Source organism: Rossellomorea oryzaecorticis, from assembly GCF_038405515.1.
In the GTDB taxonomy this organism is placed as follows: domain Bacteria; phylum Bacillota; class Bacilli; order Bacillales; family Bacillaceae_B; genus Rossellomorea; species Rossellomorea oryzaecorticis_A.
The window spans coordinates 17,710-38,857 of record NZ_JBBYAF010000040.1 but is presented as its reverse complement, the minus strand read 5'-3'; the positions used below and the strand labels follow the sequence as shown (position 1 = coordinate 38,857).

The window sequence follows — 21,148 nt, the reverse complement described above, 5'->3', positions numbered from 1 at the left end:
CAAACCGACCAAGAAGGCAAAGAACGCCTTCGTGGCCGATTCGCCTTATGCCACCCGCCTCTGAGCAAAGCCCCTCCGCTTTTCTTCCCGCAGGCGAAGCCGAGGAGTCTCACGGGCTACCCGCGGAATGCGAAGTCTTGCACGGAAATCAACAGCGGTGATTAAAAAACCTAAATTAGATAAAATTTAGAGGATTTTTATATAGGAGTAAAGAATTATATATGTATCTGTATTATAGTAATAAAGTCTTTTTTCTGATTTAGGGTTTTAAGATGCGCACTTATGTTACAGCCGAATAATTTCAGGGGACCGGGGGACATTATACATAATTTAACGGGGGGGGTGTTGAGTGATGGAAAATAAACCATTTCACTACGATGGAAGCAACCAAATGGCAAGCGGTGCACCAACTGAAAATGAACCATTCGAATTGACTGAAGAGATGAGAAAAAATATCGCAGGCAACCCATACCAAGCGGTTGCAGAGGATAAGTAGGAAGAGTGGGTGTTGTCAGAGATGGCAGCATCTTTTTTTGTTTTCTTATGATTATTTGATTGGCTCCAGCTGTTGATTGGAGTGCAAGACGAAGACTCCTGCGGGAGAAGTGGCCAATAAGAAAAGCGAAAGGGCTTTGTTCAGAGGCGGGTGGCATAAGACGAATCGGCCTGGAAGGCGGTCTTTGCCTTCTTGGTCGTTTTGGCTTATGACATGTGCCTCTAAGCCCTGCAGCGGGACAAGTGAGACCGCGGAAGCGAAGCTGAGGAGGCTCACGGTTCACCCGCGGAAAGCGAAGTCTTGCACGGAAATCAACAGCGGTGATTAAAACAGAAATCACCCAGGTCAAAAAGCTTCCGCGAATAGAATATCAATTTTTTCACACAATGAATAAGACGAAAAAATAGATGATAAGGAAGGGTTCAATATGACAAAAGTATTATACATCACCGCTCATCCACATGATGACACAGTGTCCTACAGCATGGCCGCAGCGAAAGCTTTCATTGACACATATAAAGAGGTAAACCCGGATCATGAAGTTGTACATATCGACTTATATAAGGAGCATATCCCTCATATCGATGCCGATGTGTTCAGCGGCTGGGGGAAGCTGCAGTCGGGAAAGGGATTTGAAGAGTTGTCTGCAGATGAAAAGCAGAAAGTACAGCGTTTAAATGAGCTTTCGGATCAATTTATTAATGGGGATAAATATGTATTTGTTACTCCTCTTTGGAATTTCTCTTTCCCTCCCCTTATGAAGGCATACATTGATTCTGTTGCGGTTGCGGGGAAAAGCTTCAAGTATACAGCCGAGGGGCCTGTCGGACTTTTAACGGATAAAAAAGCTCTTCACATCCAGGCGCGAGGGGGAGTTTACTCAGAAGGCCCCGCTGCCGCGATGGAAATGGGACACCGTTATCTGGATATTATCATGCAGTTTTTTGGAGTTCCGTCATTTCAGGGATTATTTGTGGAAGGGCATGCAGCCATGCCCGATAAAGCGGATGCAATCAAAGCAGACGGAATTGCCCGTGCAAAGGATTTGGCACATACTTTCTAATTGAAAAGCGCCTGGATCCTCGAACTGGAGGGAACAGGCGCTTTTATTAAATTATAAGAAAGTATAAAACCTACAAGGAAAATGGTCCAGCTCCAGCGCCTAGCCCCTCGAGACGTTTCGGTCCGCCCACTGAAGTCAAAGAGCGACTTCACTGGTCGGCCCAAGAGCGTTTGTCGGGGCTGAACAAGGTGCTTCCGCTTTTCTTATACAATGGTTGGTTTGCTCACTTCACCGGCTTTTGGTTCAGGTACAAATGCAAGGATGACCAGTCCGATGATGAAGAGAATGACCAGACTGAAGACCCCGCTGCTGGAATCCCCCGTAACTTGTGCAGTCACCCCGACAAGGAGCGGTCCCAGGATGGAGGCGAATTTACCAAAAATATTATAAAACCCGAAAAACTCATTTGAATTCTTCTTAGGGATCAATTTGGCAAAATAAGCCCGGCTGAGTGCCTGAATCCCGCCCTGCGAAGAAGCGACGAGCATCGCGAGAATCCAGAAATCCAAGGTTGTTTCAAGGAAGTAGGCATAAATGCAAACAATAATATAAATGCTGATACCGACATAAAGCATTTTCTTACCAGTAAATCGCTCTGCAAGGCGGCCGTAAAGAATCGCGAATGGGCCTGCAACCACCTGGGTGACGAATAAGATAATCAACAGGTTGGTGGCTGTAATGCCAAGATCCGTACCATAAGCGGTCGACATCGTGATAATCGTCCCGACGCCATCGATATAGAAGAAGTAGGCGAGAAGAAATAAGAAAAGAGCACGGTACTGTCTGATTTCCTTAAGCGTTTTCCCTAAACGCCTGAAACTTTTCACCACGGGCTTCGGCTCCCTTTCGATAAAATAACGCTGATGAACATTTTTAATAAGCGGAATTGAAAACAGCCCCCACCAGACAGCGGTGATCAAGAATGCGATTTTACTTGCAACGGTCGTCGAAAGCGGCAGGATCCCGTTTTGCGACAGCACTATGATTGCGATACTGATGATGAAAGGGATCGTGCTCCCGATATATCCGAAACCGAATCCTCTCGATGATACTTTGTTCATTCGCTCTTCTGTGGTGACATCGGTCAGGAAAGCATCGTAGAAAACATTCGATCCTGCCGAACCGATGGCTGCCACAGTATAGAAAATGAGAAGCAGAAGCCATTGATCACTGGGAACAAAAGCAAGTACCGCCGTAAAGATGACCCCCAGTGCAAAGAAGAAAGTGAAAAATTTCTTTTTATAGCCCTGATAATCCGCAATCGTACCCAAAATCGGACTTAGCATAGCCAGAATAAAGGTTGCAATTGCAACGGTGTAACCTAAATATGCAGTAGAATCAGCTGGACTGACACCCGCATTCGTCGCTGCAGCTTTATAAAACAGAGGAAAAACTGCTGTTGAAATAATGATTGAATAAGCAGAATTAGCCCAGTCATAAAAAATCCAGCTGCTTTCTTCCTTGGAAAATCGCTTCATTATTTATTCCTCCCCGGGAACGTATTGCTTTGTAAAAATCTATTCATCTATGAGCTCTTGGAGTGCTTTCCCGTCTGTTATCCCCAAGTCGAGTCCCAGAAGTCTGGCGAATGTAGGGCCTTCATCCACAAGGTGCATGGATTCAATCTCTTTGTGGGGGACAATCCCTTTTCCGGATGCCATGAAAATTGTGGAATATTTTTCTTTCTTGGGAGAGTAGCCGTGGGAGCCCCAAGTATACTGTTTTTCTTTTACATCTTCAGGGGTGATTGTATGGATGAAATCACCGTCAATCTTGTCTTTAAAGTAATAGCCGAGCTCCGCTTCGAGCATGAAGGTACATGTATGATCGGCTCCCATTGCTCCAGCTTCTTCTCCAGTATAGATCTGTTGAATCCCGTTAGAGGATTTTTCATACAGGTCATAGAGAAGTTTTTCAACATCTTTTTTGACAGACGAATCTTTTACATATACGTACGCAGAACCGTCACAGCCTTTACAATATGCTTTCCAGTCTTTAACCCTGCCCCTCTGATCCAGGGAAATGAAGCCTTTTTCTTTGAATACGACATTTAATTGGACTGCTTTGGATTCATCGAGTGCACTGTGATCACCCAGTGCAACGACAGCAGATTTTTCATATATCCCGGATTCCTTCAGAGCCCCGATGATTTTACCGAGCCTATCGTCATGACGGCGGATGGCAGCATGTGCTTCCTCAGATGAAAAACCATGATAATGCCTCTGGGTATCAAGGTCTGTAAAGTGAACAAGCAGTAAATGAGGCTTCTTCTCTTTAATTGTCGCAACCGTAGACTCCAGCACGAAATCATCAAGTTCAGGCTGGTTAAGCCCCTTTCTGATATGACCGAAGCGGGAGTTCAACCTTAATTGATAAAGGGGTGTTCCGTTAAAGAGGGAAACAGCGATTTGGTTATGCCAAGGGCGATTAGCAAAAATCTCAGGCATGTTGTAATCGATATCCGCTTTCGCTGTAACCGGCCATAAGAGAGCGGCAGTCGTCAAACCGGCTTTCTTCGCCTCATCATACAGAGTCGTGCCTTTTACATGGCTTCGATGCCAGTACCAGTCGGGTGACACCCTTCCAGGCTGAATGAAGGTATTATTAACGATTCCATGCCGGTTCGGGAAATTTCCTGTCACGATGGTGGCATGACATGGATAGGTGACAGATGGATAAATCGTTTCGACATTTTTACAGAGGGAGCCTCTTGACAGCAGTTCCTTGAAGTGGGGGAGATCCTTTAGTATGGAATGATCCTGTGATGATAAGCAGTCAAATGAAATGACAATCAGGTGATCGGTAAGACGGGTCATAAAGTCCTCCATCATGCTTGATAAGTTTGTACTATATACCTATTAATATAACAGAACATTCAGAATAAAAATATGCTTTCTTTAGAGAGAGAAGAACAAATGTCGGACAAGATAAGGATAAGGTTGGCGATCGTTAGATTTGGAAAAAGATTCGCATTGGATCGAGGATTACAGCCTCTAGAAAAAGGGTAAGGAAGATTGATACTATCAATAAAGCATTATAGAATGACATAGGGCTAAGAAATCAGGTTTTGGGAGTGTAAAAATAAATTGATCGGTTTTTTGATCTTAATCATAGGCATTTTTGGAATATATTCCATATTAAGTACAATCGTCATCAGGTGGATGAATGTGAAGGTCATCAGAAGGGTCCCGCATGATCATACCATCGCACTGACATTCGACGACGGGCCGCATCCCGTCTATACGCTTGAACTATTGGATTTACTGAAAAGGCACGGAGTCAAGGCAACCTTCTTTGTTGTTGGCGAAAATGCAGAAAAGAATAAAGAAGTAATTAAAAGGATACAGGCGGAAGGCCATTCACTGGGTTTGCATCATTATCGGCATGTATCAAGCTGGTTCTTGAGTCCGCTGGGATTAAAGAAGCAATTGGAGAGGACTAGTGAAGTATTGAAGCGGCTGACTGGTGAAGAGACGCGTTTATACCGTCCACCGTGGGGGCATCTTAATCTCTTCTCGTTGTTCTTAAGCAAGCATTACCGTATTGTCATGTGGTCTCATATTTTTAAGGATTGGAAAGTGAAGGAGTGCAAGGAACATTTGCTTCATCGTTTGAGAAATGCTGACTCACGGGGTTCCATTTTTGTCCTTCATGACAACGGGGCAACGCTTGGTGCCGATGAGGAAGCTCCCCGGTATATGTTAGAATGTTTAGATGCATTCATTGAAGATGCGCTGAACAGAAACATCCGGTTTATTTCCCTGGATGATGCATCTTAATTGAAGGAGTCAAGGAATGGGCAGTGAACAAATCATTCATTATATACAACAGTACAGTTATTTCATCATCTTTCTCTTTTTATTCTTTGGAATCATAGGGATACCTTCACCCGAAGAATCGCTGTTATTCTTAATCGGAGTTTTAGCAGCCCATGGTCAATTATCCATGCCGCTGGTAGTATTGTTTTCATTCCTTGGCACTTACTCAGGAATGATTGGAGGATATTATGCCGGAAAGTTGGTCGGTTTTCCTCTGATCAATAAATATGGAAAATGGATCGGGATGTCAGAAGATAAGATTGTGAAATTTGAAGGACAGTTCAAGAAAAATTCATCGAAAACGTTGATCATGGGATTTTTCATGCCGGGGCTCCGACAGGTCGCTCCTTATCTGTCTGGTATATTCTCAATTAATCTAGCGAAATATCTGGTCATTACAAGTGCCGGTTCACTTCTTTGGGCCATCACCTATATCCTGCTTGGATGGGGACTAGGAAGTTCGTTTCCTATTAATCCGAATTATGTTCCTTATTTAGGCGTCGGCCTGCTTGTCATTTTTATCTTGACTACATTGGTGCGCTATTTAAGGAAGCGAAGGAAAGTGAGGGGGAAGATTTGAAAATCATCCTATTGTCAATGTTCAGTGTACCGACTGGACATGTCAAAGTAGCAGAAGTAATTCAGCAGAAGATAAAAGACACCCACCCGGATGCAGATGTGAAGATCATCGACTTCCTATCTTTCACGAATCAATTACTGGAAAATGCTGTATCAGGTTTCTACATGAAGTGGATCAAAGCATCTCCTGAAAGTTATAAACAATTTTATTCACGGTTGATGATGAGCGATGATTACACGGGAATGTTGAAGAGCCTGTCGATGTTCTCCGTTTATTTTGAAATGAAGCTGAAAAAATTAATCCAAGAGGAAAATCCATCTCATATCATCTGTACCCATTCCTTTCCGTCAAGGATTCTTGGGAAACTGAAGAAAAAATCAGCAGCATTCGACCCTAAAACGGTCAACGTGTACACAGATTTCTTTATCAATGGAGTATGGGATAAAGAGAATATGGATTACCACATGGTTCCGAGCAATGAAACGAAGCAGGAATTAGTACAGGAATATTCAATTCCTAGAGATCGAATCTTTGCTACAGGGGTTCCCGTTTCAGATATCTTTAAAAATGAAAATGCAAGGCATCCAGAAAGTAAATCAGGCCCTAAACATCTGCTGATTGCAGGCGGGAACAATGGATTATGCGTGTTACATGAATTCATGATGAATCCCTCCATGGCAGACAACTTCACGTACACAGTCCTTTGCGGTCAAAATAAAAAACTGTTCGACATGCTTTCAAATAAGCCAAATATAATACCGTTAATGTATATCGACGATCGTAAAGAGCTGAATGCAATCTACGATTCTGTTGATGCTATCATTACTAAACCTGGCGGAGTTACGATAACAGAAGCATTATGCAAAAGAATACCGATCTTTATACAGGATTATTTACCAGGACAGGAAGAAATCAACCTGGAATTCTTAAAGGACAAACAATTAGTTTACCTTTTAAATAATGATCATCCCATTGAAATCATAACTAGTATTCTTAATGATAAACGAGAACTGAATGACCATCTTGTTCGAATCCATCATTACCTTTCTTCAATCTCAACCAGTGTGGATGAGAGCTTGTCCACACTGCTGAAAATAAATCAAGAAGACCTATTGGTCCAGCGAGCCATCAAACAAGCAGCCGTTTCGAAAACAATACTGAATTAAGTTAAAGGCCCGTCCCGCACTGCAGGACGGGCCTTAGCTTACTATCAGCTTTATTCTATAAGGCTCTTGCAAAACCGGTGCCCGATTACCTGCAAGGCTTCGATTCCAGGGGGAGGTCGGTGAGCAAGTATTGAAAAAGTACGAAGTGAGTTAATTTTTCACAGATTTGCCAACTTTACTGCCGTCTTTGACATCAAACGCACCGGAGTACTCTACCGTTTCGATTTCACAATTTTCCCCGATTGTTACATTATTTCCTCTAACCAGCTTTGCCTTCGTGTTCTCAAGATAGATTTCATCACCTTCAATTAAATCGGATCGAAGGTGGTCATCACGCTGCATAAAAAAGTTTACGACCTGTTTAAATAGTTTCGCAGAATGCTCGTTTTTCACTTCAATAATTTCTCCGCCAATTTCCTTAATGAAGGATTCGTGGCTTATTTTAATATCGACTTTATCGGCACTGAGAAGACCTTTAATGGTGACCGATCCTCTTGAGATAAAGGTTTCCACTTCACAGTCTTTCTCCACTTTGAGTGACCCGTGGGATTTAATCTCTCCTCCGTGAAGCTTGCCGTTGATTTTCGTCGATCCGCTTGAACTGAATTCCTTGCATGTAAGATTCTCAGTGATTTTGCTAGATCCGCTCACAGACATTTCAGCAGCAGTGACCGAACCTTCAATGTTTGTGCTTCCACTGATGCTAATTTCTTTCGCGTTGATGCTCCCGGTAATTTTCGAAGACCCGCTGCATTTAAACTCTTCAGACGTGATGTCCCCGTTTATTTTTCCGGAACCTGAGATTTTAAGATCCTTGCACTCGATATCACCTTGAATCGTTCCGCTTCCGCTGATTTTCACAGTGTCGAACTGACCGCCTCTCGACGTCCCAGACCCGCTGATCTTCAAGTCATGCAATTCCTTTTTCTCAACTGTACTCATCTTGTATTCCTCCCAATTAAAAATTGATTTCACTTGTCAAAATGATATTTAATTCTTCAACCATTTGGAGTAAATCGAGTTTCACAATCGTCTCGGCTGTCGGATCAAGTAAGAGGGTGGAGTGGAGCGGAAGTAACATCCAAATGACCGTTTCGTGTTTCCTCAGTCCTATTAGTTCAAATGAAGGACTGTTAAAGGCTTCAAAGTTTTCATGCAAGAAAGAAAACAGTGTCTTTTGATCTTCTTCTCTGATCGAACGTGTTCGTGCTTTTTCAAGAATGAACATATTCAGGATGTCTGGGAATTCAATTGCTTTCACATTTTTCAAAAGTGGCGTGCAGAACGAAATGGTGTCTGAGTGAAGAACACTCTGCAGCCGTAATGAATCTAACGTGACCTCAATCTTCGCCGGATTCGGTGAGAAGAAATCGGATAATTCATCAAGGGAGTGGGTGTCTTTCAATTCTTTCACTTTTGCTATCCTCGGCAGCATTTTTTCTCTTGGAAAGAAGGTCTCCTGCCCGGTAAAACTGGACTTCTTGATAAACCAATCTTCCGGGATGATATTCTTGCGTTTCCAGCGGTAGAGCTGACCGTAAGAGATACCTGTCAGTTCCAAAACTTCCTTTTTAGATATAAGATCGCCATCCAATTAAACCTCACCTCAACTCGACTGTAACAAAACATTGTTACGTTACTTTATATGTACTATAGCAAAACAATGTTACGTTTGTAAAGAGCATTTACCGATTTTTCCAGAAGCTTAAAGACAAAGCCCGTCCCTCGCTACTTTAAAGCAACGAGGGACGGGCCTTCAAAGTTATTTGGCAGGACGTTTATTTTCAGGCTGTTTTAACCAGTAGCGGACTCCTTTTCCGGCAAGGGGTTCATCGTTATAGCGCGGGATGATATGGAAGTGGCTGTGAAAGATGAACTGATTGGATACTTTTCCTACATTCCAGCCGAGCGTATAACCGTCTGCTTCAAATGTTTCATCAAGATAGGTTTTTGCTTTTTGTAACATTTCATATGTATCGTTCCATTCTTTTTTTGTCAGCGCGAAGGCATCCTGCTTGTGTTTCTTGGGCACGATGACGCCGCAGCCTTCGAGCACATCCTGCTGAAGATTGTGCTGGAGGAAATAACATGTCTCATTTTCGAAAAGGATGTTCTGGTCTGGATCTTCATGCGGATGGCAGAAGGGGCATTTGGTTTCTTCGTTCACGGATTACACTCCTAATTGATGGAATTTTCTTTCTTCTTGAAGTATAACATGGATTTTTCGTGTGATGAGCGGATATTTGTGATTTGTAATGGGTGTTGGCAGTGGGCACATCGAAAAATGGCTTTCGGACCAATTTTCTGATAAGCGGTCAATATTTAAGTAATACAGACGAAAGAATTAGTTTTCGGACAATTATTTTAAAATGCGGACAAAAACCATGTTTTACCGACGATTCTACAAAATACGACACTTTCGGCTGCGCCCCGAATATCAGAACTTCCCACACCGGCATTCCAAATTATGTTTATATCCAGAGAATAAGGGTAGAAAACCAACAGAGAATTTACATAGCAAATGAAAGGGTTGAGAGTATGGGTAACGAGAAGCAAAACAATGTGAACGGTAGCAGTAAGAATGAACAACTCGAGCAGTATCGAGTTGATGACAGCGGGAAGCATCTTACAACCAATCAAGGATTGAAGGTGTCAGAAGATGAATTTTCCTTAAAAGCGGGAGAACGCGGACCTACTTTGATGGAAGATTTTCATTTCCGCGAAAAGATGACTCATTTTGATCATGAACGTATTCCTGAGCGTATTGTCCATGCGCGAGGATTTGCTGCCCATGGTGAATTCGAAGTCTACGATTCTATGAAAGAATATACAAAAGCCGGTTTCCTGCAGGATCCTTCCAAGAAAACCCCTGTATTTGTCCGTTTTTCAACGGTGGCCGGGAATCGGGGGTCTGGAGAAACAGTACGTGACGCCCGTGGGTTCGCAACTAAATTCTATACGGAAGAAGGCAACTACGATTTAGTGGGGAATAATATTCCGGTCTTCTTCATCCAGGATGCCATCAAATTCCCTGATCTTGTCCATGCGATCAAGCCGGAGCCTCACAATGAAATGCCTCAGGCAGCGACTGCCCACGATACGTTTTGGGACTTTGTGGCTAATAACCAGGAGTCCGCCCATATGGTGATGTGGGCCATGTCAGACCGGGCAATACCGCGCAGCCTGCGCATGATGGAAGGATTCGGGGTCCACACTTTCCGTTTCGTCAATGAAGAAGGAAAAGCCCACTTCGTTAAGTTCCACTGGAAACCGGTTCTCGGAACTCACTCTCTCGTCTGGGATGAAGCGCAAAAAATCAACGGTAAGGACCCTGATTTCCACCGCCGTGATTTATATGAGTCAATTGAAAACGGGGATTATCCTGAATATGAACTTGGTGTTCAGCTGATTAAAGAAGAAGATGAATTCAACTTTGACTTTGATGTGCTTGATCCGACAAAACTTTGGCCAGAAGAAGAAGTTCCTGTGAAGATCATCGGTAAAATGACACTGAACCGGAATGTGGATAATGTTTTCGCTGAAACCGAACAGGCAGCTTTCCATCCTGGTTCTGTCGTACCTGGAATTGATTTTTCAAATGATCCGCTGTTACAGGGACGTTTATTCTCTTATACAGATACTCAGCTTATCCGTCTTGGAGGTCCTAATTTCCATGAGCTGCCGATCAACCGTCCGGTGTGTCCATTCCATAATAATCAGCGTGACGGATATGGCCGCCATACCATCAATAAAGGTCAGGTGAGCTACCACAAAAATTCACTTGCCAACAACACACCTGCACCTGCAAGTGAAGGGGAAGGCGGATACACCCATTACCAGGAGAAAATGGAAGGGCGCAAGGTCCGTGCCAGAAGTGAAAGCTTCAAGGATCACTTCTCACAAGCCACCCTGTTCTGGAACAGCATGAGTGAGCCTGAGAAAGAACACATGATCAATGCATTCAGCTTTGAACTTGGAAAAGTCATGAGTGAATCGATCCGCCAGCAGGTGGTAGATATGTTCGCACATGTCAATCTGGATCTTGCAAAAGGGTTTGCAGAAGCAATCGGGGCCAAGATTCCGGAAGGACCGGGATCTAAAGTAACCAAATCCTCTCCTGCTCTAAGTCAGGAAAACACAATCAAAAAACCTCATACCCGTAAAGTAGGGGTTATTGTAAGCAACCAATTTGACGGCGCCGACGTGTCCGCCGTCATCGATAATTTAAAGGAAGAAGGACTCAAGCCGGAAATCATAAGCAATAAGCTCGGTGTGTTAAAAGGTGTGGATGGAAAGGAACTTGAAGTCGATCATACCTTCCTGACATGTGATTCAGTCCTGTTTGACAGCTTATATGTGGCAGGCGGCAAGGTCATTGATAAGAAATTCAAGGACGACACGGTCTATTTTGTAAAAGAAGCCTTTGCCCACTTTAAGCCAATCGGGGCTACCCATGAGGGAGCACACCTATTGGAAGAAATCGGAGTCAACAACGCCTCGGGAGTTGTGACTGGTGAAGATATGAACACATTCACCTCACAATTTATCAACGCCGTTTCCGCGCACCGCCACTGGGATCGAGAGCTGGTATAGGAATATATGAAAGTATTGAAAGAAACTGCCGATTGTGGCAGTTTCTTTTTTTACATAAAATTCCACAAGCAAAAATCTTGAAAGTCAAAATAGGTCAAACTATACTATAGTTAGAAGGTCAAAGATAGTCAAAGCAGTTCTATGACCTTAAAACTTATAACTAAATTTATTAACATAGTTAACTACTTATGAGGAGGTAACACTGTATGAAATGTCAAGTATGTCAACAAAATCAGGCAACGGTTGAAGTGTTTAAAAGAGTCAACAATCATAAGACAAGAATGCATATGTGCTCTTCTTGTTTTCAACAACAGTCAAAGTTGCCTTCTGGTCTAAATGGAGGATTTTCATTTGATGAATTATTTAAAGGAATGAACCAAGGAGGTCAACAGCCTCAAGCATTTGGCGGTCAGCCTCATGGTCCTGAAACAAAAACAGGAGGTAACGGCGGAAATGGGATTCTTGATCAATTCGGACGCAATGTGACCAATGCTGCCAAAGCAGGTCTTATCGATCCTGTCATCGGAAGAGATAAAGAAGTCGAGCGTGTCATTGAAATCCTGAACCGCCGCAATAAAAACAATCCGGTTCTCATTGGTGAGCCGGGTGTCGGTAAAACAGCTATCGCTGAAGGGCTTGCACTGAAAATCGCAGCAGAAGATGTTCCTTCCAAGCTGTTAAATAAAGAAGTATATGTGATGGACGTTGCTTCATTGACTGCAGGAACAGGAGTCCGCGGATCATTTGAAGAGCGATTGAAGACAATCATCAGCGAACTTCAAAATCGTCAGAACGTCATGTTATTCATTGATGAGATTCATCAGTTGGTTGGTGCAGGGTCGGCAGAAGGCTCTATGGATGCAGGAAACATTTTAAAACCGGCACTTGCCCGCGGTGAGTTACAGGTAATCGGTGCGACAACGCTGAAAGAGTATCGCCAAATCGAAAAAGATGCGGCGCTTGAACGCCGATTCCAGCCGGTGATGGTAAATGAACCAACTCCTGAAGAAGCAATTGACATCTTAAAAGGACTGCGTGATAAGTATGAAGACTATCATGGGGTAACATTCGCCGATGAAACGATCGAGGCTTGTGTGAAGCTGTCCCACCGTTACATCCAGGACCGTTTCTTACCGGATAAAGCAATCGATTTAATGGATGAGGCAGGTTCCAAAATGAATCTTCAATCAGAAGGTAAGGACACATCAGCCCTTCACAAGAAGCTGAATGAGGTAAAAGCACAGAAAGATCATGCAACAAAGGAAGAACGATACGAGGAAGCGGCTAAGTTTCGTGACAAGGAAAAAGAAATCGAGAAGCAGCTTCAAAATGGCAATACAAAGGAAAAATCAGTGGTAGAGCCGGAGCTTATCAAATCAATCATCGAAGCGAAGACGGGCATTCCGGTCGGGAAGCTTCAAAGTGATGACAAGAAACGCATGAAAGAGCTGGAGACCAATCTTTCAAATAAAGTAATCGGTCAGCCGGAAGCTGTGAAAAAGGTAGCTAAAGCGATCCGCAGGAGCCGTGCAGGCCTGAAAGCGAAGCACCGTCCGATTGGTACGTTCTTATTCGTGGGACCGACTGGTGTCGGTAAAACAGAATTAACGAAAACGCTCGCTGAAGAATTATTCGGTTCAAAGGATAGCATGCTGCGTTTGGATATGAGTGAATATATGGAGAAGCATTCCGTATCCAAACTGATCGGTTCACCTCCCGGATATGTCGGGCACGGAGAGTCAGGACAGCTGACGGAGAAGGTAAGACGGAATCCATACTCTATCATACTGCTGGATGAAATCGAGAAAGCACATCCAGATGTTCAGCATATGTTCCTGCAAATTCTTGAAGATGGACGATTGACTGACAGTCAGGGCAGGACGGTCAGCTTTAAAGAAACGGTGATTATCATGACAAGTAACGCAGGCGTAACGGATAAGAAAGAAGCGGTCGTAGGCTTTGATACTGGCGGCACTGATGCAGTGAAGGAAACGAATATCCTGCAATCACTCGGAGCCTATTTCAAACCTGAATTCCTGAACCGCTTTGACAGCATCATTGAATTCCAGTCACTTGATAAAGAAGAGCTTCTTCAAATCCTTGATCTTATGCTCGCAGATCTGCAAGCCGAGCTTAACGATCAAAAAATCACTATGACAGTTGAGGAAGAAGCAAAGAATAAGTTGGTTGAATTAGGCTACCATCCTGAATTTGGAGCACGTCCACTGCGCCGTGTAATCCAAGAGCAGGTAGAAGATAAGATTGCAGACCTGCTTTTAGAGGAAGAAGAATTGAATGAAATAACAGTTACTCTTAACAACGAAGAAATCGTAGTGAAATAAAAAGTGAAAATGAAGCATCTGTCCAGTACAGGTGCTTCATTTTTTATTATTTCAATTCTGCCAGTGGCGGGTGGAAAAAAATAAGTAGAATGAAAATGATGGGAACAGAAAGAATCAGAGCCAGCACTGGACGTTTATCATGCAGCCTCAGCATAGTGAACATAATGATGTTGAACAGAAAGGACCACCCCACATTCCAGCCGTTATCATACACAAACATACCAAATCTAGAAAATAAAAATTCCAAAAATGTAAAATAGAGAATCCAAGTGAAAATGTAGAAGACTTGTTTTTTACCTTCGGGGTAATATTGAAGATAGAACATGATTGCAATAGGGATAATGATAAGAATAAAAATAATAGAAATCAGTGTGTGGCCAAGCCAATCCCATGTAACACTCTTATAGGCCCATAATGTATGCTGATAAAAGATGACGTTATAAAGAAGGCAGCCAATAATAAAAAATTGAATGGTCGCATAATGATCCTTCCACCGCTTCCAATCAATGAATTTAATTGATAACGTAATATACAGGATGACGATTGCTAATAAGTACATAGTAAAATATCCTATCTCCTTGATTTATACTAAGTATGGCCTTAAGGAACCAATCGTAATCCTAAAAAAAAGACCGGCCCTTTACTGGACCAGTCTTCCCAAATCATTCTTCTATCATTGATGCGAGCACCCGGTCGATCGCCTGGGCGACTCCGTGGTCGGTATGCAGACCAGTCACCCAATCGGCAGCTTTCTTTACTTCTTCCTGTGCATTTCCCATCGCCACACCAAAGCCTGATTCCCTGATCATCGCGATATCATTCATGCTGTCGCCGACACCCATCACTTCCTCCATCGAAAGTTCCAGCCACTCGCATACTTTTACCAGAGCAGCTGCTTTGTTGACTCCGGCTGGATTGATTTCAATATTAGTCGGACTGGAATTGGTGATTTCAAGTGCCTGATTTTTCATCAACTCATCCATCACCACTTTACGGACTTCATCATCTTTGATATCGAACCCGAATTTCAACCAGTCGTAAGCATCTATTTCCTGATCAAAAGGATTGTGAGAATTAAATAAGCCCTGCGTAGTCGAAGACCAGAAATAAACATCATGTTTTTCCTTTAAAGTCCAAAGCAGCTTCACAAGCTCCCTATCCAAAGGAGTAGTATCCACAAGGTTATATTCATGATCATAGATTTCCCCGCCGTTTACAGTGATCAAATAAGAAGACCGGCCAAGCTGATCTGAAATATCCCTGCAATTGCGAAGAGAACGACCAGTACTCAACACAACATGAATCCCTTTTTCCTTTGCCCGCTGAATGGCTTTTTCATTCTCGGGAGAAACCTCGCCTTCGTGGTTGACAAGTGTACCATCCATATCCAGAGCAATCAGTTTTATCGTCATTTCAACATCCCGTCCTCTCTTTAGCTAACAATTAGTTTAATATAAATAAATAGAATAGTGTAGGAAAGAGGCTTTATTAAGTTCTTCAAACAAGCATATTTCATTTCATTCCCTATTACTATTTCATATAATCAGGGAGACTAAACATATTAAATGATAAAGGAGTCACATCAAATTGAAAGGTTTTTCAGAAAGAGCAATAATCATAATAAAAAATATCCCTCAAGGTAAGGTCATGACATACGGCCAAATTGCAAGATACGCAGGGAGTCCAAGAGGAGCAAGACAAGTGGTGAGGATTCTTCACTCCATGAGCAAGAAGCATCAACTCCCATGGCACCGGGTGATCAACAGCAAAGGAGAAATCGGCTTCCAAGACCAAGAACAATTTAATCAGCAAAAAAACTCCCTTGAATCAGAGGGAGTCTTCTTGAACCATAAAAGTAAAATTGACTTGGATTTTTATCAATATCATCCTGGAGTTCCGCCAGAAGAATATGAGTGATTTAATTAAATTAGGTTTCGTTAAAATTTGACTTTGATATAAGAGCAGTTCCAGCTGTTGATTGGAGTGCAAGACGAAGACTCCTGCGGGAAAAGCGAGACAGGTGAGACCTGTCCAGCTCTGGCGGCTAGCCCCTCGAGGTCATAAGCTAAATGGTCCAAGAAGGCAAAGGACGCCTTCCCGGCCCATTCATCTTATGCTTGTCGGGGCTGAACGAGCCGCCTCCGCTTTTCTGACCCGCAGGAGCGAAGCGACGAGGAGGCTCACCGGCCGCCCGCGGAAAGCGAAGTCTTGCACGGAAATCAACAGCGGTTGTTTACAGAAGATTTAATTAATAAAAACGTGTAATCATATACGGTATTACGGTATAATTTACCTATTATATAAAATGTGAGGAAAGATACAGATATGATAAGTGATTTAGTAATAAACATTTCGCTGTTAATGTCTTTCACGTTTGTTTGGCATCAACTGTTCAGGAAAAAGAGACTGACCATGACATCACCGATCCCTATAAAAGTACTGGACGGTATTCTAGCCGGAATTCTTGGGATAATCCTTATGCATTACAGCATTGGTGTCAACGATATGACCATTCTTGATCTAAGGCACATCCCAGTCATTCTTGTGGCGTTCTATGGCGGATTCTTGCCGACGATCATTTCTGCTGCAGTCATCATCGCAGGACGATTCTTCATCGCTGTGAATTTCTCTTCTTATGTAGCACTCTTTATGATGCTCGCCATAGCAATCGGATCCGGGTTGATTGTACGGTATATGAAAGGAAGTCCCTTGAAAAGATGGACTGTTCTTTTGCTCTACAGTCAATTAATTTTCTCGATTTCCCTTTACATCGTTGTGGATAAGTATGCAGAGGTGTTGGATTTTGCATTATTCCATGTCCTCAGTACATTGATAGGCGGCTTCTTGACTTTATATTTTGTCGATTATATCAGAAAGACAAGCGAGCGTTATTATCAGTATAAAGAAAATGCTCAAAGAGACGCTTTGACTGGTCTTTATAATGTCCGTTCGTTTGACAGACATTATAACCGCATGATTAAAGAAGCGATAGAGGAGAATGAAACGTGCGCCATCTGTCTGATTGATGTCGATCATTTTAAACAAATAAATGATACTTACGGCCATACAGCAGGTGATGAAGTGTTAAAACAGCTCTCTGAATTATTGAGTCGTTTGACCAGGTCCGGTGACATTTTGTCACGGAATGGAGGAGAGGAATTTTCCTTGCTTCTACCTAAGTGTACCGTGGAACAAGCTAAAGAAATTGCAGGCAGGGTAAGGGAAGCTGTATATGAGCACGGATTTCTCCTGCCGGAACAGAAGAAGCTTCAGTTGTCTGTGTCCGTTGGTGTTTCAGCACTTAGACCGGGGGATGAGAAACAGGAGTCACTCTTTCAAGAGGCTGATGAAGCTTTGTACAAAGCCAAACAAAACGGCCGTAACATCGTATGTACGAGCTGGGAGTGTTCCTATAGATAGTTCAAGCGTTACTTCTTTGAGGAGAGGCAACGCTTTTGTTTTCTAAAAGGTCCCTATTGTTGATACATGTCAAAGGGGAAGGAGTGGAGCCGATGTTTATGAAAGTATATGAATATTATATCCAGCCGGACAAAGAACAAGAGTATTTAAGAATTCAGCAAAAAGCCGCGGACATCTACAGCCGTCATATAGACTTACATTCTATACACCTTAAAAGTAAGGACGAGCCTTCAAAGTGGATGGAAATCACCCGGTATAGTAATGAAGAAGAATATAAAAAAAGCATAGAGTTGATCAATCAATATAAGGAAATACAAGAATTATTTAAAGAGTTTCAATCCCTGCTGGTACCTGAAAAAAGTGAAATCAGGGAGGAAGACTTCGTTGTAGTGAAAGAGAGAAAAACTTTTTAATAACAAGGAGGAACCGCTTTGGAATTCGAAACGAAACATGAAGAAAGAGATGCAAACTTGATCAGAGAACGAGAGAAATTAAAGAATAAGATTAATAGAGATTTAATTCAGGACGAAAATGTGCTGGCTGTCTTCTATGGCGGCTCGATAGCGAGGGGCAATCACGACCGATTTTCCGATTTGGATTTAAGGATCGTCGTAAAAGATGAAGTGTACGAAGAATACAGAAAAAACAAGAAAGAACGGGCAAAGCATTGGGGAGAAGTCCTATATTATGAGGATTTCCCTTGGGCGAAGCATACGGTCGCACACTACAAAAGCTTTGTGAAGGTGGATGCTTTTTATTATAAAAAAGAAGATCTGAAACCTTCCCCTTACATAAAGGAAGAGTCACAAATCGAATATGATCCTTACGGAATTGTTAGTGAGGTCAGGGAGCAATCGAAAGGTCTGCATTACGAGCTGAGTCCCGGGGAATTCGAGTTATGGAGAAGTAAATTCTTTGCTCATATGCATGAGGTGTATAGAAGGCTGAGAAGGGGAGAACTCTACTATGCGCTCCATTCATTGGATATGATGAGGTGGTCGGTTGCTGCGGGTTGGGAAATGGAGAATGACAGGCAGCCCAATACTCCAGGGGAGTGGTCGAAATATGAAGGGGAGCGATCTCCTTTTAACAAGAATCAGCAGGATTTGCTTGCTGCTTGGGAAGCAGGTCGTGAACCCGGGGATATTAATGAGGTGATGAGAGAGATCATTCCTGAATTCAAGCGGGTTCATAACCGTCTGTGTGAAAAGCTTGGTGAAGATGAACGTTCTGATTGGGTGGATGAAATCGTGGGGCTGGTGTTGTAAGTTTAAAATAGGAGCTTTATCCTGGGGAAGTGGATTTCAAAGCTCGTTGATTTGTTAATAATGAAATGGAACCCCCCCAGGGGATATAATCCAAAACAGACTAAATCCCCTGTTTTTTCATACTTATGACAGCTTTATGAACTAAAGCAAATGTCTATTGCACAAACAGGGGGTGAGGAGTATATTATAAGTGTAAGGTAAATGTGAAACATTTCACAAACTAATTTCATCAATCAGCTGATAACGAATTATTTTTTACTTATATTTGTGAAATACTTCACAATTAAATCATAAGGAGATGAACCATCATGAAATGGTGGCATAATGAAAAAGTTAGCGTAGTTTGGACCGTGTTCAGAATTTGGTTGGGGATTAAATGGTTTGAAGCAGGCTGGCATAAAGTGAACGATGGATTTGATGCAAGCGGATTTCTGCAAGGGGCAATGGCGAAAGCAACAGGTGAGCATCCGGCTGTACAAGGATGGTATGCAGCGTTTCTGGAAAATTTCGCAGTACCAAATGTTGAGTTGTTCAACTTTTTGATTCCTTGGGGGGAAGTGCTGGTAGGTCTCGGGTTGATCACCGGGTTAATGACAATCCCTGCTTTACTTGCCGGAGCATTCATGAACCTGAACTTCCTGATGGCCGGTACAGTCAGCACGAATCCAATCCTTCTTACAGTCGCAGTCATCCTTCTCTTTACTGGTAAAGGTGCATTCCACTGGGGGGCAGATCGTTGGATAATGCCTTACTTGAAGCAGAACCTTGTTCATAAAAAAGATAACCATCATAAAAAACCGATTGTCGTTTGAATGAAAAATCCCCCTGCGGACGTACAGGGGGATTTTTTTGTGAAGATGTAGAGCCGCCCATGCTTAAAGCACGGGCGGCTCGTTTGAATTCCTCAGGCCTATTTCTTTAACCGTGAGGGGCTGCTGCTATTGGTTTTTCTTTACACGTGCACGTTGGTTCGCTGCGTTTGCGCGAGCCTGTGCTTCCATGTCAGCCTGGTCGGCAAGTTCTCTTGAGAACTCTTCATCTACTCCGTCTGATTTTAATGCAGCCGGTGTCTGCGGCAAGCTGTTCAGGTTTTTGTCGTGTTTTTTATGTCCTCGTGATCTGCCCAATACGAACATCCCCTTTTTATTAGGTTAAAAAACAAAGGTACAAGACTCACGCGTTGTGAGCTTGTACCTTTATCTTTTATCAAAAGGGGAACTTTTAGTTAGGTAATATTTGCTTACGTATGCCGTTTAGGGCTGAACCCGGCAGCTCGGTCGGCTCTCTTGAATTCCCTTGAATAGGTTACCTCTTGCATGCTTGACAATTTTGACTTGTCTTTGTCTTTTTTGCGCTTATTATCCATACTATGTACTTCCCTTCTTTTCAAAGATTTATGATTATTTTTACCTTTAAAAGAAGGGGGCATACCTATTTGGAATAATAAATATTCACCAGTGCGCTTTCAAGTTCGGTATATTCAAATTGAAAACCCTGTTCAGACAATACGCTCGGCAGCACTTTCTGACCTTCCAATACGAGCTGGCTCATTTCGCCCATAGCGATTTTCAAAGCAAATGGAGGTACAGGCATCCAATGGGGTCTGCCTAATACACTTCCAAGGATGATGCCGAATTCTTTCATGGTAACGGGTTCAGGTGCTGTGACGTTAACCGGTCCGGAAACCACTTCAGTTTCTGCTGTGAATCGTATAGCCCTGGCAACGTCTGCAATATGAACCCAGGACATCCATTGATTCCCTGGTAATACGGTTCCCCCGACGAACATTTTGTAAGGAAGCGCCATGCGGGGGAGGGCTCCTTCTTCCTTTCCTAGAATGATACCAAATCGTGTATATGCCGTTCGAAAGCCTGATTGTTCAGCTCTCGATGCTTCTCTTTCCCAAATCTGAACGGTTTCTCCCAAGAAATCATGCGCTTTATCAGTTGAAGATTCCGTGTACGTATTCGTCGTAGATGAAGGGTAGTAGCCAATGGCGCTCGCGTTGATCAAGCAGGACGGCTTATCACTTAATTTCTTCATCAAATCAATTACTTCCTGGGTAGCTGATATACGGCTGTTGATGATCCGTTTCTTCCTTTCCTCAGTCCACCGGCCGCTGTTAATCGATTCCCCGGCTAGATTGATGAACACCTCGGTTCCTTCCAGTTCATTCAGAGGATTTGCGTCTTCAGTCAACCATTTAACGTACGTAACACCTGAACGATTTTCATATTTATCAGGGTTTCGTGTAAGGATTACAACTTCATGGTGGTGGTCCAGCAGCTCTTCGGTTACTGCCTGCCCTACGAACCCTGTTCCTCCTGTAATGGCAATCTTCATGCTCATCCCTCCAGTATTACTTATTATTTTACCTATCTGCAGAATAAAAAACATAATCG

Annotated in this window: 22 protein-coding genes; 12 read left to right on the top strand and 10 right to left on the bottom strand. The window is 42.9% G+C overall.

What is annotated here, in order from left to right; translation table 11 throughout:
- The first annotated feature begins 352 nt into the window (after positions 1–352).
- Both AAEO50_RS17185 and AAEO50_RS17180 read left to right on the top strand, forming a co-directional pair.
- The gene (locus AAEO50_RS17185; RefSeq protein WP_341985543.1) at positions 353–496 is read left to right on the top strand and encodes a hypothetical protein; all 144 of its coding nucleotides are present in this window, start codon (positions 353–355) and stop codon (positions 494–496) included.
- A 427-nt stretch (positions 497–923) separates the two neighbouring features.
- Positions 924–1,559: an FMN-dependent NADH-azoreductase gene (locus AAEO50_RS17180; protein ID WP_341985542.1), complete on the top strand. Its 636-nt coding sequence runs from the start codon at positions 924–926 to the stop codon at positions 1,557–1,559.
- Positions 1,560–1,762: 203 nt separating this feature from the next.
- Here AAEO50_RS17180 and AAEO50_RS17175 read toward each other — a convergent pair whose 3' ends face one another.
- Both AAEO50_RS17175 and AAEO50_RS17170 read right to left on the bottom strand, forming a co-directional pair.
- Complete coding sequence (locus AAEO50_RS17175) at positions 1,763–3,040, bottom strand: MFS transporter (RefSeq protein WP_341985544.1); 1,278 nt, start codon at positions 3,038–3,040, stop codon at positions 1,763–1,765.
- 36 nt (positions 3,041–3,076) lie between these two features.
- Positions 3,077–4,375 (bottom strand): ectonucleotide pyrophosphatase/phosphodiesterase, encoded by a 1,299-nt coding sequence (locus AAEO50_RS17170; RefSeq protein ID WP_341985541.1) that lies wholly within the window; start codon positions 4,373–4,375, stop codon positions 3,077–3,079.
- Between the two features lie 282 nt (positions 4,376–4,657).
- Here AAEO50_RS17170 and AAEO50_RS17165 point away from each other — a divergent pair, with 282 nt between their 5' ends.
- Genes AAEO50_RS17165 through AAEO50_RS17155 form a run of 3 tightly spaced genes read left to right on the top strand, consistent with a single transcriptional unit; the run spans position 4,658 to position 7,123 of the window.
- The gene (locus tag AAEO50_RS17165; protein WP_341985540.1) at positions 4,658–5,338 is read left to right on the top strand and encodes a polysaccharide deacetylase family protein; all 681 of its coding nucleotides are present in this window, start codon (positions 4,658–4,660) and stop codon (positions 5,336–5,338) included.
- A 16-nt stretch (positions 5,339–5,354) separates the two neighbouring features.
- Positions 5,355–5,957 (top strand): DedA family protein, encoded by a 603-nt coding sequence (locus tag AAEO50_RS17160; protein ID WP_341985539.1) that lies wholly within the window; start codon positions 5,355–5,357, stop codon positions 5,955–5,957.
- Positions 5,954–7,123, top strand: a complete 1,170-nt coding sequence (locus AAEO50_RS17155) for an MGDG synthase family glycosyltransferase (protein ID WP_341985538.1) — start codon at positions 5,954–5,956, stop codon at positions 7,121–7,123. Before AAEO50_RS17160 ends, AAEO50_RS17155 begins: the two co-directional genes overlap by 4 nt.
- A 150-nt stretch (positions 7,124–7,273) precedes the next feature.
- Here the strand turns inward: AAEO50_RS17155 and AAEO50_RS17150 are convergent, their stop codons facing one another.
- The 3 genes from AAEO50_RS17150 to AAEO50_RS17140 all read right to left on the bottom strand — a co-directional run bounded on the left by AAEO50_RS17150 (position 7,274) and on the right by AAEO50_RS17140 (position 9,290).
- Complete coding sequence (locus AAEO50_RS17150; protein ID WP_341985537.1) at positions 7,274–8,065, bottom strand: polymer-forming cytoskeletal protein; 792 nt, start codon at positions 8,063–8,065, stop codon at positions 7,274–7,276.
- A 16-nt stretch (positions 8,066–8,081) separates the two neighbouring features.
- Positions 8,082–8,717, bottom strand: coding sequence for a DUF4004 family protein (locus AAEO50_RS17145; protein ID WP_341985536.1), 636 nt, complete (start codon positions 8,715–8,717; stop codon positions 8,082–8,084).
- A gap of 168 nt (positions 8,718–8,885) precedes the next feature.
- Positions 8,886–9,290: an HIT family protein gene (locus AAEO50_RS17140; protein ID WP_341985535.1), complete on the bottom strand. Its 405-nt coding sequence runs from the start codon at positions 9,288–9,290 to the stop codon at positions 8,886–8,888.
- 371 nt (positions 9,291–9,661) lie between these two features.
- Here AAEO50_RS17140 and AAEO50_RS17135 point away from each other — a divergent pair, with 371 nt between their 5' ends.
- Both AAEO50_RS17135 and AAEO50_RS17130 read left to right on the top strand, forming a co-directional pair.
- Entirely contained in the window at positions 9,662–11,716 is a 2,055-nt protein-coding gene (locus AAEO50_RS17135) for a catalase (RefSeq protein ID WP_341985534.1), read from the top strand.
- A gap of 206 nt (positions 11,717–11,922) precedes the next feature.
- Positions 11,923–14,058, top strand: a complete 2,136-nt coding sequence (locus AAEO50_RS17130) for an ATP-dependent Clp protease ATP-binding subunit (protein ID WP_341985533.1) — start codon at positions 11,923–11,925, stop codon at positions 14,056–14,058.
- Between the two features lie 46 nt (positions 14,059–14,104).
- Here the strand turns inward: AAEO50_RS17130 and AAEO50_RS17125 are convergent, their stop codons facing one another.
- On the bottom strand, positions 14,105–14,617 hold the full coding sequence (locus AAEO50_RS17125) for a CBO0543 family protein (protein WP_341985532.1): 513 nt from the start codon (positions 14,615–14,617) through the stop codon (positions 14,105–14,107).
- Between the two features lie 103 nt (positions 14,618–14,720).
- The gene (locus AAEO50_RS17120) at positions 14,721–15,470 is read right to left on the bottom strand and encodes a Cof-type HAD-IIB family hydrolase (RefSeq protein WP_341985531.1); all 750 of its coding nucleotides are present in this window, start codon (positions 15,468–15,470) and stop codon (positions 14,721–14,723) included.
- A gap of 175 nt (positions 15,471–15,645) precedes the next feature.
- Between AAEO50_RS17120 and AAEO50_RS17115 the strand changes: the two genes are divergently transcribed.
- From AAEO50_RS17115 to AAEO50_RS17095, 5 genes are all read left to right on the top strand, one after another.
- Positions 15,646–15,975: an MGMT family protein gene (locus AAEO50_RS17115; RefSeq protein ID WP_341985530.1), complete on the top strand. Its 330-nt coding sequence runs from the start codon at positions 15,646–15,648 to the stop codon at positions 15,973–15,975.
- A 444-nt stretch (positions 15,976–16,419) separates the two neighbouring features.
- Positions 16,420–17,478 carry a diguanylate cyclase gene (locus AAEO50_RS17110; RefSeq protein ID WP_341985529.1) on the top strand — a complete coding sequence of 353 codons (1,059 nt, stop codon included), beginning with the start codon at positions 16,420–16,422 and terminating at the stop codon, positions 17,476–17,478.
- Positions 17,479–17,570: 92 nt separating this feature from the next.
- Positions 17,571–17,891 carry a hypothetical protein gene (locus AAEO50_RS17105; protein WP_341985528.1) on the top strand — a complete coding sequence of 107 codons (321 nt, stop codon included), beginning with the start codon at positions 17,571–17,573 and terminating at the stop codon, positions 17,889–17,891.
- 18 nt (positions 17,892–17,909) lie between these two features.
- On the top strand, positions 17,910–18,746 hold the full coding sequence (locus AAEO50_RS17100; protein ID WP_341985527.1) for a nucleotidyltransferase domain-containing protein: 837 nt from the start codon (positions 17,910–17,912) through the stop codon (positions 18,744–18,746).
- A gap of 308 nt (positions 18,747–19,054) precedes the next feature.
- Positions 19,055–19,558 (top strand): DoxX family protein, encoded by a 504-nt coding sequence (locus tag AAEO50_RS17095; RefSeq protein WP_341985526.1) that lies wholly within the window; start codon positions 19,055–19,057, stop codon positions 19,556–19,558.
- A 126-nt stretch (positions 19,559–19,684) separates the two neighbouring features.
- Here the strand turns inward: AAEO50_RS17095 and AAEO50_RS17090 are convergent, their stop codons facing one another.
- The 3 genes from AAEO50_RS17090 to AAEO50_RS17080 form a co-directional block, all read right to left on the bottom strand.
- Positions 19,685–19,873, bottom strand: a complete 189-nt coding sequence (locus AAEO50_RS17090; protein WP_175987943.1) for a YfhD family protein — start codon at positions 19,871–19,873, stop codon at positions 19,685–19,687.
- Between the two features lie 113 nt (positions 19,874–19,986).
- Positions 19,987–20,112, bottom strand: coding sequence for a YfhE family protein (locus tag AAEO50_RS17085; protein ID WP_172248166.1), 126 nt, complete (start codon positions 20,110–20,112; stop codon positions 19,987–19,989).
- 65 nt (positions 20,113–20,177) lie between these two features.
- Entirely contained in the window at positions 20,178–21,089 is a 912-nt protein-coding gene (locus AAEO50_RS17080; protein WP_341985524.1) for a TIGR01777 family oxidoreductase, read from the bottom strand.
- Positions 21,090–21,148: the final 59 nt, after the last annotated feature.

Excerpts from the sequence above, each read along its gene's own strand:
- AAEO50_RS17185 (WP_341985543.1), top strand. The coding sequence starts at position 353 with ATGGAAAATAAACCATTTCACTACGATGGAAGCAACCAAATGGCAAGC.
- AAEO50_RS17180 (WP_341985542.1), top strand. The coding sequence starts at position 924 with ATGACAAAAGTATTATACATCACCGCTCATCCACATGATGACACAGTG.
- AAEO50_RS17170 (WP_341985541.1), bottom strand. The coding sequence starts at position 4,375 with ATGACCCGTCTTACCGATCACCTGATTGTCATTTCATTTGACTGCTTA.
- AAEO50_RS17160 (WP_341985539.1), top strand. The coding sequence starts at position 5,355 with ATGGGCAGTGAACAAATCATTCATTATATACAACAGTACAGTTATTTC.
- AAEO50_RS17150 (WP_341985537.1), bottom strand. The coding sequence starts at position 8,065 with ATGAGTACAGTTGAGAAAAAGGAATTGCATGACTTGAAGATCAGCGGG.
- AAEO50_RS17135 (WP_341985534.1), top strand. The coding sequence starts at position 9,662 with ATGGGTAACGAGAAGCAAAACAATGTGAACGGTAGCAGTAAGAATGAA.
- AAEO50_RS17130 (WP_341985533.1), top strand. The coding sequence starts at position 11,923 with ATGAAATGTCAAGTATGTCAACAAAATCAGGCAACGGTTGAAGTGTTT.
- AAEO50_RS17125 (WP_341985532.1), bottom strand. The coding sequence starts at position 14,617 with ATGTACTTATTAGCAATCGTCATCCTGTATATTACGTTATCAATTAAA.
- AAEO50_RS17120 (WP_341985531.1), bottom strand. The coding sequence starts at position 15,470 with ATGACGATAAAACTGATTGCTCTGGATATGGATGGTACACTTGTCAAC.
- AAEO50_RS17110 (WP_341985529.1), top strand. The coding sequence starts at position 16,420 with ATGTCTTTCACGTTTGTTTGGCATCAACTGTTCAGGAAAAAGAGACTG.
- AAEO50_RS17105 (WP_341985528.1), top strand. The coding sequence starts at position 17,571 with ATGTTTATGAAAGTATATGAATATTATATCCAGCCGGACAAAGAACAA.
- AAEO50_RS17095 (WP_341985526.1), top strand. The coding sequence starts at position 19,055 with ATGAAATGGTGGCATAATGAAAAAGTTAGCGTAGTTTGGACCGTGTTC.
- AAEO50_RS17085 (WP_172248166.1), bottom strand. The coding sequence starts at position 20,112 with ATGGATAATAAGCGCAAAAAAGACAAAGACAAGTCAAAATTGTCAAGC.
- AAEO50_RS17080 (WP_341985524.1), bottom strand. The coding sequence starts at position 21,089 with ATGAAGATTGCCATTACAGGAGGAACAGGGTTCGTAGGGCAGGCAGTA.